15 protein-coding genes are annotated in these 13,496 nt (G+C 55.5%); 12 read left to right on the forward strand and 3 right to left on the reverse strand.

Features of this window, described 5'->3' with window-relative positions:
- The first annotated feature begins 175 nt into the window (after positions 1-175).
- Entirely contained in the window at positions 176-835 is a 660-nt protein-coding gene (locus NHM04_RS15150) for a TorF family putative porin (protein ID WP_254264593.1), read from the forward strand.
- A gap of 248 nt (positions 836-1,083) precedes the next feature.
- Here the strand turns inward: NHM04_RS15150 and NHM04_RS15155 are convergent, their stop codons facing one another.
- Genes NHM04_RS15155 through NHM04_RS15165 form a run of 3 tightly spaced genes read right to left on the reverse strand, consistent with a single transcriptional unit; the run spans position 1,084 to position 3,451 of the window.
- Entirely contained in the window at positions 1,084-2,460 is a 1,377-nt protein-coding gene (locus NHM04_RS15155) for an ATP-binding protein (protein ID WP_254264594.1), read from the reverse strand.
- A complete protein-coding gene (locus NHM04_RS15160) occupies positions 2,457-3,152 on the reverse strand; it encodes a response regulator transcription factor (protein WP_254264595.1) in 696 nt (231 codons plus the stop codon). Before NHM04_RS15160 ends, NHM04_RS15155 begins: the two co-directional genes overlap by 4 nt.
- 17 nt (positions 3,153-3,169) lie before the next feature.
- Entirely contained in the window at positions 3,170-3,451 is a 282-nt protein-coding gene (locus tag NHM04_RS15165; protein ID WP_254264596.1) for a PepSY domain-containing protein, read from the reverse strand.
- A gap of 202 nt (positions 3,452-3,653) precedes the next feature.
- On the opposite strand from NHM04_RS15165, the gene NHM04_RS15170 reads away from it, so the two are divergent.
- The 11 genes from NHM04_RS15170 to lipB are packed head-to-tail and all read left to right on the forward strand — an operon-like array spanning position 3,654 to position 13,490.
- Complete coding sequence (locus tag NHM04_RS15170) at positions 3,654-4,919, forward strand: glutamate-5-semialdehyde dehydrogenase (RefSeq protein WP_254264597.1); 1,266 nt, start codon at positions 3,654-3,656, stop codon at positions 4,917-4,919.
- Positions 4,919-5,560 (forward strand): nicotinate-nucleotide adenylyltransferase, encoded by a 642-nt coding sequence (gene nadD, locus NHM04_RS15175; protein ID WP_254264598.1) that lies wholly within the window; start codon positions 4,919-4,921, stop codon positions 5,558-5,560. The genes NHM04_RS15170 and nadD overlap by 1 nt, the downstream gene beginning before the upstream one ends.
- A 46-nt stretch (positions 5,561-5,606) precedes the next feature.
- Positions 5,607-5,948: a ribosome silencing factor gene (gene rsfS / locus NHM04_RS15180; RefSeq protein WP_020208090.1), complete on the forward strand. Its 342-nt coding sequence runs from the start codon at positions 5,607-5,609 to the stop codon at positions 5,946-5,948.
- Positions 5,948-6,418 (forward strand): 23S rRNA (pseudouridine(1915)-N(3))-methyltransferase RlmH, encoded by a 471-nt coding sequence (rlmH, locus tag NHM04_RS15185; RefSeq protein WP_254264599.1) that lies wholly within the window; start codon positions 5,948-5,950, stop codon positions 6,416-6,418. Before rsfS ends, rlmH begins: the two co-directional genes overlap by 1 nt.
- A gap of 21 nt (positions 6,419-6,439) precedes the next feature.
- Complete coding sequence (gene mrdA / locus NHM04_RS15190) at positions 6,440-8,302, forward strand: penicillin-binding protein 2 (RefSeq protein ID WP_254264600.1); 1,863 nt, start codon at positions 6,440-6,442, stop codon at positions 8,300-8,302.
- Positions 8,302-9,447 (forward strand): rod shape-determining protein RodA, encoded by a 1,146-nt coding sequence (gene rodA / locus NHM04_RS15195; RefSeq protein ID WP_254264601.1) that lies wholly within the window; start codon positions 8,302-8,304, stop codon positions 9,445-9,447. The genes mrdA and rodA overlap by 1 nt, the downstream gene beginning before the upstream one ends.
- 47 nt (positions 9,448-9,494) lie before the next feature.
- Positions 9,495-10,460, forward strand: coding sequence for a lytic murein transglycosylase B (gene mltB, locus NHM04_RS15200; protein ID WP_371872603.1), 966 nt, complete (start codon positions 9,495-9,497; stop codon positions 10,458-10,460).
- Positions 10,457-11,299 (forward strand): septal ring lytic transglycosylase RlpA family protein, encoded by an 843-nt coding sequence (locus tag NHM04_RS15205; RefSeq protein WP_371872554.1) that lies wholly within the window; start codon positions 10,457-10,459, stop codon positions 11,297-11,299. Before mltB ends, NHM04_RS15205 begins: the two co-directional genes overlap by 4 nt.
- A 56-nt stretch (positions 11,300-11,355) precedes the next feature.
- The gene (locus NHM04_RS15210; protein WP_254264604.1) at positions 11,356-12,504 is read left to right on the forward strand and encodes a D-alanyl-D-alanine carboxypeptidase family protein; all 1,149 of its coding nucleotides are present in this window, start codon (positions 11,356-11,358) and stop codon (positions 12,502-12,504) included.
- Positions 12,505-12,546: 42 nt separating this feature from the next.
- The gene (locus NHM04_RS15215) at positions 12,547-12,819 is read left to right on the forward strand and encodes a YbeD family protein (protein WP_254264605.1); all 273 of its coding nucleotides are present in this window, start codon (positions 12,547-12,549) and stop codon (positions 12,817-12,819) included.
- Positions 12,819-13,490, forward strand: a complete 672-nt coding sequence (gene lipB, locus NHM04_RS15220; protein WP_254264606.1) for a lipoyl(octanoyl) transferase LipB — start codon at positions 12,819-12,821, stop codon at positions 13,488-13,490. Before NHM04_RS15215 ends, lipB begins: the two co-directional genes overlap by 1 nt.
- Positions 13,491-13,496 lie beyond the last annotated feature (6 nt).

The raw sequence follows: 13,496 nt of genomic DNA on the forward strand, positions 1-13,496 counted from the left end.
GCTTTGGCGCGCATGGTTGCTTGAGGTATTTGCTGTAAATTTGTATAAGATGTTGATATTAAAGAATAAATTCAAGTTGGCTCGCTCTTCGCTATTAACCGGGCAAGCTGGGTCGGTGTGCTAATCGACAGCTACAAAAGAAAATTACTGCCATTAGAAACTAGAGGAAGATTTCATGAAGATGATGAACAAAAAAGTACTGGCCAGTGCCGTTGCCGCTTCTGCCATTGCCTTGAGCGCCGTTGCACCCTCCGCCAGTGCCGAAGTGTCTGCATCGGTAGGCGCTGCTAACATGTACTACTGGCGCGGTATGGATCTGGGTAATGGCGATCCAGCCATCTCAGGTGACATCACTGTAAGCACTGGTGGTCTGTACGCTGGTGTGTGGGGTTCCTCTGGTGACGCTAGCTTGGGTACTGAGTACGATCTGTACGTAGGTTACGGTGGCGAAGCTGGTAGCTTTACTTATGACTTCAGCCTGTGGAACTACAACTACCCAAGTGCACCCGCTAACGCCGATGGCTCTGATGGCTCACCAGACCTTGGCGACTTGACCGAGGCCGTAGTTTCTTTGGGTTTTGGACCGGTTGCTGTGACTTACTACCACGGTCTGGAAGATCTGGATGAGTACTGGTACACCACTCTTGGCGCGAGCTTTGACAAGTTCAGCGTGACCTATGGTCTGCACGAAGACGATTATTCTCACTTGGATCTTGGCTACTCATTCAATGACAACCTGAGCTTCACCATTGGTGTGCCGGTTGATGACGTAGATGGCACTTACGATGACGATGCGAAATTCATCGTTTCTTTGAGCCTGCCAATCGAGTTTTAAGGAAGCAACAATAAGCCGCCGCCAAGGTGCGGCGGCAAAAAACAGCGAGCATGAAGCTGTGGGGGCAAACTGAGGTTTGCCCCTTTTTTGTATTGGCTTGACGGTGATAAATAAAAACGCAAATCTCGTTCACCGTTCACCGTTCACCGTTCACCGTTCACCGTTCACCGTTCACCGTTCACCGTTCACCGTTCACCGTTCACCGTTCACCGTTCACCGTTCACCGTTCACCGTTCACCGTTCACCGTTCACCGTTCACCGTTCACCGTTTCCGCTCCAGGTAGCCTGACCGTAAATCTGGCGCCGCCTAGAGGCGAGCGGGATATTTTGAGTCCGCCGTGGTAGCCGGCTGCTATATCGGCGCAGATCGCAAGGCCGATACCCTGGCCGGGTTTGGATGTGTCCAGACGCTGGCCGCGCTCGACCGGGTTAGCGTTGAGTGATTCGGCAATTCCGTCACCGTCGTCATCGACGTTAATTTGTAGTTGTGCCTCATTGAGCTGGGCGCTGACTGTTACCTGGCTGTGGCCGTATTTAAAGCCGTTGTCCAGCAGGTTGCCTAAAATTTCCAATAAGTCCTGCTCATCGCCAACGAAGGTCAGCGCCGGGTTTATATCCAGCGCGAGGTTGATGCCTTTATCGCGATAAATTTTTTGCAGTGATTGCCCCAGGCGATCGCAGGCTTTTAGAAGCGGGACTTGTTTTTTGCTGCCCGAACTCTGTTCACTGACGGCGCGTTGTAACTGATATTTCACTACTTGATCCATCCTTTCAACTTGCTCTTGTACGTTTCTAGCATAGTCCTTTGCCTCTGGTGGCGGTGTAGCGTTTTGTAATACGGCCAAAGGAGTCTTTAGGCTGTGAGCCAAATCGCCCAAGCTGTTGCGGTAGCGCTTACGCAGACTGGCCTCGCTTTCAAGTACTTGATTGAGTCTATCCACCACCCGCTGAATTTCGCGCGGGTATTGTCCCGTTAGCAGGCTTGTTTCGCCGCTTTGCATTTTGCTTAATGCGTTTGCCAGTGTTCGCAACGGACGCAGTGCCCAGGCGAGTAGCCCGGCGTAAAAAGCGGCCATGGCGGTAACGGCAAGTAAAAGCCATTTAGCCATGGCGGCGCGAAACGCACCAAGCGCGCTGTAGAAGCTCTCACCGGAGTGTACCAGGGCAAATCGGTAGGGGATGACGGCACCGCTATCGGTTTCCCAAAGTACGTCATAGTCGGCATAAAATGCTCGCTCATTTGGTCCACGCTTTCGCTGAATCCGCATTTGACCTGGGTGGTGATGACTGCCGAAATCTCGGTATTGGGGCGGGTGTTCGCTCAATAAACCCGATGCCGAGCGCCAGACCTGCGAGCCGTCGGTGCGAAAGACGTAAGCGGCGAGGCCTGAAGTCGGTTGTTCTAAGTCTGGTTCTAGCAGCGAGTCTGGCAGCTGTAAGTGCTCACCCTGCATTTCGGCGAGTGAAAATAACAAATAAAAGTAGCGCTCCAAGCGGACCTGTTCGGCCGCGAACAGGCTGCTGCGCACAGCCCGGTCAAGCGCTAAGCCCGCGAGTAACAGCAGTAGCAGTAGCGCCAGCAAGGTGCCAAACCAAAGGCGTGCCTTGAGGGTGGAGGGCTTCATGGTTTGGGCGCGGGGTGGTCCGGCGTCAGGTTAAACCGGTAGCCCAGTCCGCGCAGGGTACTGATGGGGTTAATGCTGCCGTCAGGGTCCAACTTTTTGCGCAGGCGGCCGACAAAGACTTCAATGGTGTTGCTGTCGCGGTCAAAGTCTTGCGCGTAGAGGTGTTCGGTAAGTTGCGCTTTGGATAGCGTCTTGCCGTTATTGAGTGCCAGTTGCAACAGCGTATTGTATTCATAGCCAGTCAGTTCTACCGTTCGCCCGTTTACCTGCACGCTTTTGGCGTCGGTATCCATAGCAATGGGGCCAAACTGTAACTTGCTTTGTGCCAGCCCGTGGGAGCGGCGTAGCAGAGCCTGCGCGCGAGCGCGCAGCTCCTCGGGGTGAAATGGCTTGGTGAGATAGTCATCGCCCCCGGCTTCCAGCCCTTCAACCTTGTCCTGCCAGGCGTCGCGGGCGGTGAGAATCAGAATGGGAAAGTTGCGCTGCTGCTCGCGCAGCTGCCGGATCAGGCTGATGCCATCCAGTTCGGGCAGTCCGAGGTCGATAATTGCCAGGTCATAGTTAAACTCCTGCCCCAGATAGAGCCCTTCACGGCCGTCGTGAGATGTGTCGCAGGCGAAGCCGCTGCCTTGCATTTGCGCGGCGATTTGCTGATTGAGCTGGGGGTCGTCTTCAACGATTAAAAGGCGCATGAGGGCTCCGCGGTGATTTACTTGAGGGGGCGGCCGCTGGCGGCGTCAATCAGGACTGAGTGAATGCGCCCCGATTGTTGTAGGAGCTTGACCCGGTAGGCGAGTCGGTTTTTGATTTTTACCTGCTTAATATCAATCACCTTGCCGCCAAAGGTTTTGCTGGCGATTTTACCCGCCTGAGCAGCGCTGATGGCGCAGGAGATAGGCGTGCTCAGTGGTGGCGACAGCGGGGCGGGGGGCGCGGCTTGGGCACAGACGCAAAATACTGCGGCGAACACCGGAATCAGCCATTTGAGCATTACAGTTACCTGCGAGATAGAGCGATTTATCGGTAAAACGCTATTGTAGTGTCTGCGCTTGTGTTGTGACCAGCGACAGTCAGGGAGCAATACTGAGCCTGCACGCCTTAACAAAAGCTGAAGCACCCGCTTTGTTCATGGTTTTAAGCACTGTGTTGCAGGTATAATTGCCGCAATTTTCTGCAATTTACACGGGTTTAGCATGTTGGATAAGGTTTCTGTCAAAGAGTATATGGCCCAGGTGGGTATCGACGCGCGCGCCGCGTCGCGATCCCTGGCTGCTACCAGCACCGGGGTAAAAAACGAAGCCCTGCTGGCAATGGCGCGCGAGCTGGATGCGCACCGCGAACATTTGATGGCCGAAAACGAAAAAGATCTGGCCGCAGGCCGGGCCAATGGCCTGGACGATGCACTGGTGGATCGCCTGGCGCTCAAGCCTAAAACCATCGATGGCATGATCGAAGGCCTGCGTCAGGTAGCGGCGCTGCCCGACCCCTGTGGTGAGATTACCGATATGAGCTATCGCCCCAGCGGCATACAGGTGGGGAAAATGCGCGTGCCTTTGGGGGTGGTGGGCATTATTTATGAGTCTCGCCCCAATGTGACCATTGATGCCGCGAGCCTGTGTTTAAAGTCGGGCAATGCGGCGATTTTGCGCGGTGGCAGCGAGGCGATCCATTCCAATCGCGCCATTGCCGAGTGCATTGGTCGTGGCCTGCGCGAGGCGGGGCTGCCTGAGGCTTGCGTGCAAGTGGTACAAACCACCGATCGCGCCGCTGTGGGCGAGATGATCACCATGCCTGAGTATGTGGATGTAATCGTACCGCGCGGTGGCAAAGGCCTGATTGAGCGCATCTCGCGCGAAGCCTCAGTACCAGTGATTAAACACCTTGATGGTATTTGCCACGTTTACATCGATGCCAAGGCCGATCTGGATAAAGCCTTCGCTATTGCTTTTAACGCCAAGACCCATCGCTACGGTGTGTGTAACGCCATGGAAACGCTATTGGTCGATGAGACCGTTGCCGCCAGTATTCTGCCCCGTTTAGCCGAAGCTTATGGCGCCGAGGGAGTCGAGTTGCGTGGTTGTGAGAAAACTCGCGCGATTATCGAGGCAGTAGCGGCCAGCGAAGAAGACTGGGCGACGGAGTATTTGGCGCCGGTGCTGGCCATTCGTGTGGTTAGCTCTTTGGATGAGGCGATGGACCATATAGCCAAATACAGTTCACAGCACACAGAGTCCATAGTCACCGAAGACTATACCCGCGGACGCCGCTTTATCACCGAGGTGGATTCCAGTTCGGTAATGATTAACGCCTCGACCCGCTTTGCCGACGGTTTTGAGTACGGTCTGGGAGCCGAAATCGGGATTTCCACGGATAAAATTCACGCCCGAGGCCCAGTGGGGCTGGAAGGGCTGACTTCGCAAAAATGGATCGTGTTTGGCGACGGCCACATTCGCCACTGATGCGCCGCAAAATTGCTGTTTTTGGCGGTACCTTTAATCCGATTCATCACGGGCATTTGCGTCTGGCTTTGGATCTGGTGCAGCAGGTTGGGTTTGACCAAATGCGCATGGTGCCCTGCCATATTCCCATGCACCGGGAAGACCCCAGTGTGGCCAGCCGTCGCCGTGCGCGCATGGTGGAACTGGCTATTGCCGACAGCCCAACCCTGACTCTGGACACCCGCGAGCTGGAGCGGGGCAGCGCTTCTTATTCCGTGGACACCCTGGCAGAGCTGCGCGCCGAACAGGGTGAAGATGCCTCTATTGCCCTGATTATGGGACTGGATGCTTACCAGGGATTAATGCGCTGGCACCGCTGGGACGAGCTGCTGCAGTTAGGACACCTAGTGGTGGTGGATCGGCCCGGCTATCAAATGCCCGCCAGCGGTGAGCTGGCGCAGTTTGATTGCGAGCATCGTGCAGCGGTAAAGGTTCTGGATCAGGCCAGCGCGGGTTTTGTGGTGCATTTGGATATTCGCGCTCTGGATATCAGCGCCACCGAAATTCGTAATCTTACCGCACAAGGGTTATCGACCCGATACCTGTTACCGGAAACCGTGCGCCGCTATATTGCTGAGCGCGGACTCTATGGGGCGGGCTGATTGTGTTGACAACATTTTTATTTTTGATTTTACAGATAGGTAACTCATGACCGAGCAAGTAATGCCAATTTTGTTAGAGGCGCTGGACGATTTGAAAGCGAAAGACGTGCAGCAGGTGGATGTGCGCGGTAAAAGCGATGTGATGGATACTCTGCTGATCGCTTCTGGTACCTCCAAGCGCCATGTTAAATCCCTCGCGGGCAACGCCGTTGAAGACGCAAAAAAGGCTGGTTTTCAGCCTCTGGGGGTTGAGGGGCTCGAAGGTGGTGAGTGGGTGCTGGTGGATTTTGGCGATATCGTATTGCACGTGATGATGCCCGAGACGCGCGAATTTTATGATCTGGAAAAACTCTGGTCGGTGGAACCGGCGGGACGTTCTGCGGACTAATGCGAGTTAAATTGCTGGCGGTAGGCACGCGCATGCCCGCCTGGGTTCAAGAAGGTTACGGCGAATACGCCAAGCGTTTGCCGAAGGGCGATATGCCGGTTGAGTTGGTCGAGCTGCCTCTAGGGGCGCGCGGTAAGAACAGTGATGTTAATCGCGCGATGGAAAAAGAAGGTGAGGCCATGTTGGCGGCTATCGGCCGCAGTGACCGGGTGATAGCCCTTGAGGTAACAGGCCGCAACTGGAGCACCGAGCAACTGGCGGGCAAGCTTGAAGACTGGCGTATGGACGGACGCGATGTGTGCTTATTGGTAGGCGGCCCAGACGGCCTGGCACCGGCGGCGCTGGCGCGGGCCGATGAGCGCTGGTCACTGTCGGCGCTGACCCTGCCGCACCCGATTGTGCGCGTGCTGCTAATGGAGCAGCTTTACCGAGCCTGGACAGTTATCAACCACCATCCGTATCACAAATAACAAGACCTGTTGTAAGTCTCTATGTCCGAAGCGCGTCAATTTAAAGATCACCACCGCGAAGCCAGGCTGTTTTTCGCCCGCGCAATCCTCGCCGGATTGGTGATTGTCGCACTGACGGCGCTGTTAGTGGTGCGCTATTACTCGCTGCAGGTTACTCATCACGAAGACTATGTTACCCAGTCGGATCGCAACCGGGTGCATGTTCTTCCTATTCCGCCCACCCGTGGGCTTATTTATGATCGCAATGGCGAGTTGCTGGCGGAAAACCGCGCCAGTTACACCCTTTCCATTGTCCAGGAGCGGGTCGACGACCTCGGGCTCACCCTTGCGGTGCTGGGTGAGCTGGTGGACATTTCACCCAATGACATTGAAAAATTTAACGACCAGCTGCGTCAGCGTCGTCGTCCGTTTGATGCGGTCCCTCTGAGGTATAACCTTACCGAAGAAGAAATTGCCGGCTTGGCGGTGAACGAGTTTCGCCTGGATGGGGTAGAGGTACACGCCCAGCTGGTGCGTCACTACACGCACGGCGAATTGTTTGCACACACCATCGGTTACGTGGGGCGTATTAACGAGCGCGAGCTGGCCAGCTTCAACGAGGAGCAATATCAGGCCTACGCCGGTACCCACTCGATTGGTAAAAATGGGCTGGAGCGCTCTTACGAGTCAGACCTGCTTGGGGAAGTGGGTTATCAGAACGTTGAAACTAACGCCCGCGGCCGGGTGTTGCGGGTGCTGGAAAGCGGCGACCCTAAGCCCGGTAAAGACTTGGTCTTGCACCTGGACACTAATCTGCAACGAAAAGCGTTTGAGGCTCTCGAAGGGCATCGCGGCGCTGTGGTGGCGATCGACGTGAAAACCGGCGGTGTGCTGGCAGCGGTTAGTGCCCCCAGCTTTGACGCCAATTTATTTGTCACGGGCATCAGTTTTAAAGACTACCGCGAATTGAATCAATCGCGGGATTTGCCGCTGTTTAACCGTTTCCTGCAAGGCCAGTATCCACCTGGGTCTACGGTCAAGCCAGTGATTGCCATGGCGGGGTTGCACTACGACATTGTGACTCCAGAGTACAGTGTTTACGACCCGGGCTTTTATCGCCTGCCTAACAGTAGTCGCCTGTATCGCGACTGGAAGCGGCGCGGTCATGGTACCAAGGTGGATTTAAAACAGGCGATTGCCGAATCCTGCGATACCTACTTTTACGACCTGGGGCACAATATGGGCATCGATAAAATGCATGCCTTTGGCTATCAGTTCGGTATGGGCGAGCGAACCGGTGTCGACGTGCCCAATGAGCGCCGGGGCATCTGGCCTTCGCGCGATTGGAAGCGCGGTGCCCGTGGCCAGCCCTGGTACCCGGGCGACAGCCTTAATGTCGCCATTGGCCAGGGGGATGTGTTGGCCACCCCCATGCAGCTTGGGGTGATGGTGGCCACCCTGGCCAGCCGCGGCGAACACTATAAGCCCCATATGGTGGCCAGTGTGGGCGGCGAGCCCGTAGCGCCCGAACTGATCAACCAGGTTCAGGTCGAGGGGGCTCACTGGGATTCCATACTTGAAGCTATGAAAGAAGTCGTGCATGGCACTCGCGGCACCGCCCGGCGCATCGGCCAGGGCGCCGAGTATCAAATGGCAGGCAAAACCGGCACCGCTCAAGTGGTCGCCATCGCCCAGGGCGAGGAATATGACTCGGAGGCCCTGAGCGAGCGCAACCGCGATCACGCGCTCTTTGTGGGCTTCGCTCCCTTTGATGATCCGCGCATTGCGGTGGCGGTGTTGGTAGAAAATGCCGAGTCCGGTTCAGGGGCTGCGGCGCCTGTTGCTCGCAAGGTTTTTGACGCCTGGCTGGTGGGTGAAGATAACGCGCAACAGGGGAGCGACTAATGCCTCATCAGGATTTTCTCCGCCGTCTGCCGGAATCGGACCGCTCGCTACGCAAACGCGATAGATTGCAGCAGCGTTTGCACATTGATTTTTGGCTGCTGCTGCTGCTGCTGATTATTTCCGCCGGTGGCCTGGTGGTTCTGTTTAGTGCCAGCGATCAATCCATGACCACCATTAAGCGCCAGGGCATTTACTTTTTAATCGCCTACATAGCCATGTTTATGGTGGCGCAGGTGCCAGTGCACTTTATGCGGCGCATGGCGCCCTGGGCTTACGTAGTGGGGGTGGGGTTATTAATCGCTGTGATTTTTGTCGGTGTCGGTGCTAAAGGTGCGCAGCGTTGGCTGAGCTTGGGCGGCTTTCGCTTTCAGCCCTCTGAATTTATGAAGCTCGCCATGCCCATTGCCATTGCAGCCTACCTGGGGCAAAGGCACTTGCCGCCGGTGTTTAAGCATGTATTTTTCACTTTGGTACTGGTGGCGATTCCGGTGGTGCTGATTATTAAGCAGCCGGACTTAGGTACTTCTATTTTGGTGGCGGCCTCGGGCCTAATGGTGCTGTTTTTTGCCGGTTTATCCTGGCGCTATATTTTTGCCGCTGTCGCGGCTTTATTGGCGAGCCTCTGGCCTCTGTGGCAGTTTGTGCTGCACGATTATCAAAAAAAGCGCGTCTTAACTCTACTCAACCCCGAGGCCGACCGCTTGGGGGCTGGCTGGAATATTATCCAGTCGAAAACCGCTATCGGCTCGGGTGGTGTACCGGGCAAAGGTTGGCTGCAGGGTACCCAGTCGCACCTGGATTTTTTGCCCGAAGGGCATACGGATTTTATTATCGCTGTGCTCGCCGAAGAGTTTGGCCTGATCGGTGTGCTTACTTTACTGGGGCTTTATGTGCTGGTGGTGCTGCGCGGTCTGACCATCGCCATTCGTGCCCAGGAGAGTTTTGGCCGTTTGCTGGCCGCCAGTCTTACCCTGACCTTTTTTGTCTATGTATTTGTTAATGTCGGTATGGTATCGGGCCTGCTGCCAGTGGTGGGTGTGCCGCTGCCGTTGGTAAGCCAGGGGGGAACGTCGATCGTCACCCTGATGACGGGCTTTGGTATATTGATGGCCATAGCCACAGAGCGCCGCAAGGTTATTCGTTAAGGAGTGAGTGGGTGAAAAGAACAATAATTGGCAGCTGGCTGTTGGTGATGTGGTTGAGTGCTAGTGCCGTGCCAGCGCTGGCCGATTATCGTGAGCATGCCGAGACGCAAAAGTTTATCGATAAAATGGTGAACGAGCACGGTTTTGAGCGCGCCAACTTAGAAGCTTTATTCGCCAATACCGAAAGGCAAGAGCGCATTTTAGAGTTGATTGCCCGACCGGCGGAAAAAACCAAAAGTTGGGCTGATTATCGCAAGATTTTTATTCAGGACAAACGCATCAGCGACGGGGTTAAATTTTGGCAAGAGAACCGCAATGCGCTGGCCCGCGCCGAGCAGGTTTATGGCGTACCCGCTGAGTACATTGTCGCCATTATCGGTGTGGAAACTCTCTACGGGCGGGTCACCGGATCTTACCGGGTGATGGACGCGCTCAGCACTCTCGCATTTGATTACCCGCCGCGCAGCCCGTTTTTTACCAAAGAGCTGGAAAACTACCTCATTTTAATGCGCGAGCACGGCAAGGACCCGCTGATTAACAAAGGCTCTTACGCCGGAGCCATGGGCTATGGTCAGTTTATGCCATCCAGTTACCGTCACTATGCGGTGGATTTTGACGGCGACGACTGGCCCGATATCTGGAATAACACGACTGACGCCATCGGCAGTGTTGCCAACTATTTTAAGCAGCATGGTTGGCAGCGCGGCGACTTTGTTACGGTGCGGGTGCGGCCTCCGGCTGAGATTGGCGATTTGCCCAGCCCCATTAATAAACCCGAGCAAACGGTTCCCGATTGGCAAAAGGCCGGTTTTACCCCAGTGCAATCTGTTCCCGCCGAAGCCCCGGCCGTGGTTGTTCGCCTGGATGGCGCCTTGGGGGATGAGTACTGGCTGAGCTTTATCAATTTTTATGTGATTACCCGCTATAACCGCAGCGCTATGTACGCTATGGCCGTGCATCAGTTGGCACAGGCTATTTATCGCGCAGCCGATTTGGCGCAAGGAGACGATTGACCGTGACACCTAAGCCCTACAACCGTTTATGTTTTTATCTGCTTTGGCTGTTCGCGGCCGCCGCTGTCATCTCCTGCTCGTCTAAAAAGCCTGCCAGCTCGTCGCGTTATCACATTGAGCAGGACGTCGGACCGGATAAACCCATTGATATGTCTCATGTACCGGACGCTGTGCCGCGCGTGGAGCCTCGCACCCGCGCGGGCAATAAAAACCCCTATACCGTATTGGGCAAAACCTATTACCTGATCGAGGACGAAAGCGACTATAAAGAGCGGGGCAGGGCGTCCTGGTACGGCAAAAAGTTTCACGGCCACAAAACCTCCAACGGCGAGGTTTACGATATGTATGGTATGACCGCAGCGCACAAAACTTTGCCTATTCCCTCTTATGTTCGCGTCACTCATCTGGAAAATGGCCGCAGTGTGGTGGTGCGGGTGAATGATAGGGGGCCGTTTCACGAGGGACGTATTATTGATCTGAGTTACGCCGCCGCCCAGCGTTTGGGAATCACCCAGACGGGGACCGGACCGGTTGAAGTTGCGATTGTGATGCCGGGGGATACTCCGCCGCCGCCGTTGAAGCCTGATGATCGACCCGCGAGTCAATCCGACGGTATTTATTTGCAAGTGGGGGCGTTCAGTTCTGCTTCCAGTGCTCGCGCCCTGAAAGACAAGGTGGCCTCCGCAACAGGCGAGCGGGTATTTATCAGTGAATTTTTAGCGGCTCGACCACTCTACAGAGTGCGTATTGGTCCGCTTGCCGATCAGCAGGCTGTGAATCGCGTGCGCGCACGCTTGCCTCAGGCTGGTGTATATTCCAGCCACACCGTGCAAGACTGACGGGCCCCTTTGGGGTAAGATAAATTTTGTTGTCCACTAACCAGATTAGATAATCCATGTTTGCCAAATTATTTGCCGTTCTCGGGGGGCTCGCCCTCGCTTTTTCCGCCAGTGCTCAACAAGTGCTGATCCCCGCTCCGCCGCAGTTGGCGGCCAGTGCCTATTTATTGCTGGACGCCGAAACCGGTAAGGTTCTGGTTGAGCACAATGCCGATGAGCAATTGCCCCCGGCAAGTTTGACCAAAATGATGACCAGCTACATCGTCACCCACGAGCTGGAGCAGGGCCGGTTGAGTGAGCAGGATCTGGTGAATATCAGTGTGCAGGCCTGGCAAATGGGCGGCTCAAAAATGTTTGTGCGTGAGGGCACCCAAGTACCGGTAATGGATTTGCTGCGCGGCGTGATTATCCAATCGGGTAATGACGCCAGTGTGGCGCTGGCCGAGCATGTGGCCGGCGGTGAAGACGCCTTTGCCGATGTGATGAATCAAACCGCTAGCATGCTGGGGATGAAAAATACCCATTATGTTAACTCTACCGGCTGGCCCGCCGAGGGGCACCTGACCACCGCCCGCGACCTGGCGATTCTGGCTAAAGCAATAATCGAAGATCACCCACAGTACTATCCCTTGTATGCGGAAAAATATTACGAGTACAACGGTATTAATCAGCCTAACCGTAACCGGTTGTTGTTTCGCGACGAGTCTGTGGACGGCCTGAAAACCGGTCACACCGAAGCGGCGGGGTACTGTTTAGTTGCCTCGGCTAATCGCGGCGATATGCGTCTGATCTCAGTGGTTATGGGTACCAGCAGTGAAAACTCCCGCGCCGCCGAAACGCAAAAGTTACTCGCATATGGCTTCCGTTATTTTGAGAACACCACGGTTTATCGCGCCGGTGAAGCCCTGGAAACCGCGCGTATCTGGTACGGCCGCTCCGACCAGGTGTCTCTGTCGGTGGCAGAAGACATTCGCCTGACCATACCACGCGGCAGTCGCGGCAGCATTGAAGCCAACCTACAGTTAGCCGATACCTTGAAAGCGCCTGTTAGTGCGGGCCAGCAGCTCGGGACGGTAACTCTGACCCTCAACGGCGAGGTTCTGGCTGAAGTGCCTGCGGTAGCTGTGAATGCGGTGGAAGAGGCTGGCATTTTCGCCCGTCTGATAGACGCCATTAAGCTGTTTATCAAAGGTTTGCTGAGTTAAGCTCTGCTATAATGCGGCCTGGTTTAAAGATGACGAGGCCGCATGACACAGCAAGACCCGCCCAAAATTGAGTTCCCTTGCCCCAACTACCCCATCAAAGTGCTGGGTGAGGCTGGCGAAGTGTTACAGTCGCTGGTCGTCGAGGTAATGGCCCGGCACGACCCAGACTTCAATGCCGAGCGCATCAGCGTGAAAGACAGTGGCAAAGGCCGCTGGCAGTCGGTAACGGTGTTTATCACTGCGACCGGCATTGAGCAGCTTGAAGCTATCCACCAGGATCTACGGGCGCATCCGGCCACTAAAATCGTCCTCTGATGTCGACCTCTGAAATCATCGTCCGCCAACTTGGCGTCGCGGATTACGAGTCCGTATGGCGCGCTATGTCGGCGTTTACCAATCAACGCTGCGCTGACACCCCTGATGAAATCTGGCTGGTAGAGCATCCTCCGGTGTTTACTCAGGGGCAGGCGGGCAAGCCCGAGCATTTGCTGGCGTTGACAGATATACCCCTGGTGCAGTCCGACCGGGGCGGCCAGGTCACCTACCATGGCCCCGGCCAGCTGGTGGTTTATCCGCTATTGAACTTGCGCCGCTATAAACTGGGGGTGCGAGATTTGGTCACTCTGCTTGAGCAGAGCCTGATCGAGCTATTGGCTGCCTACAGCATAGAAGCCGCTGCCAAGCCAGATGCCCCTGGGGTTTATGTGGCTGGTGCCAAAATAGCCTCTTTGGGGCTGAGGGTGAGGCGCGGTTGCAGCTTTCACGGCCTGGCGCTTAATGTGAATATGGATTTAGCCCCCTTTGCCCAAATCAATCCCTGCGGTTATCAGGGCTTGGCGATGGTGGATATGGCGCGGTTGCTGCCGAATGCACCGTTAATTGATGAGGTCAGCCACAAGCTGGTCTCAGTGCTTGTACAGAAATTGGGCGGCAAAACCGGTATAATGCCCGCCGCTCAACATACCCGGGGTGAGATCCACCCCTGAAACTGC

The organism is Gilvimarinus sp. DA14 (assembly GCF_024204685.1).
Lineage (GTDB): Bacteria > Pseudomonadota > Gammaproteobacteria > Pseudomonadales > Cellvibrionaceae > Gilvimarinus.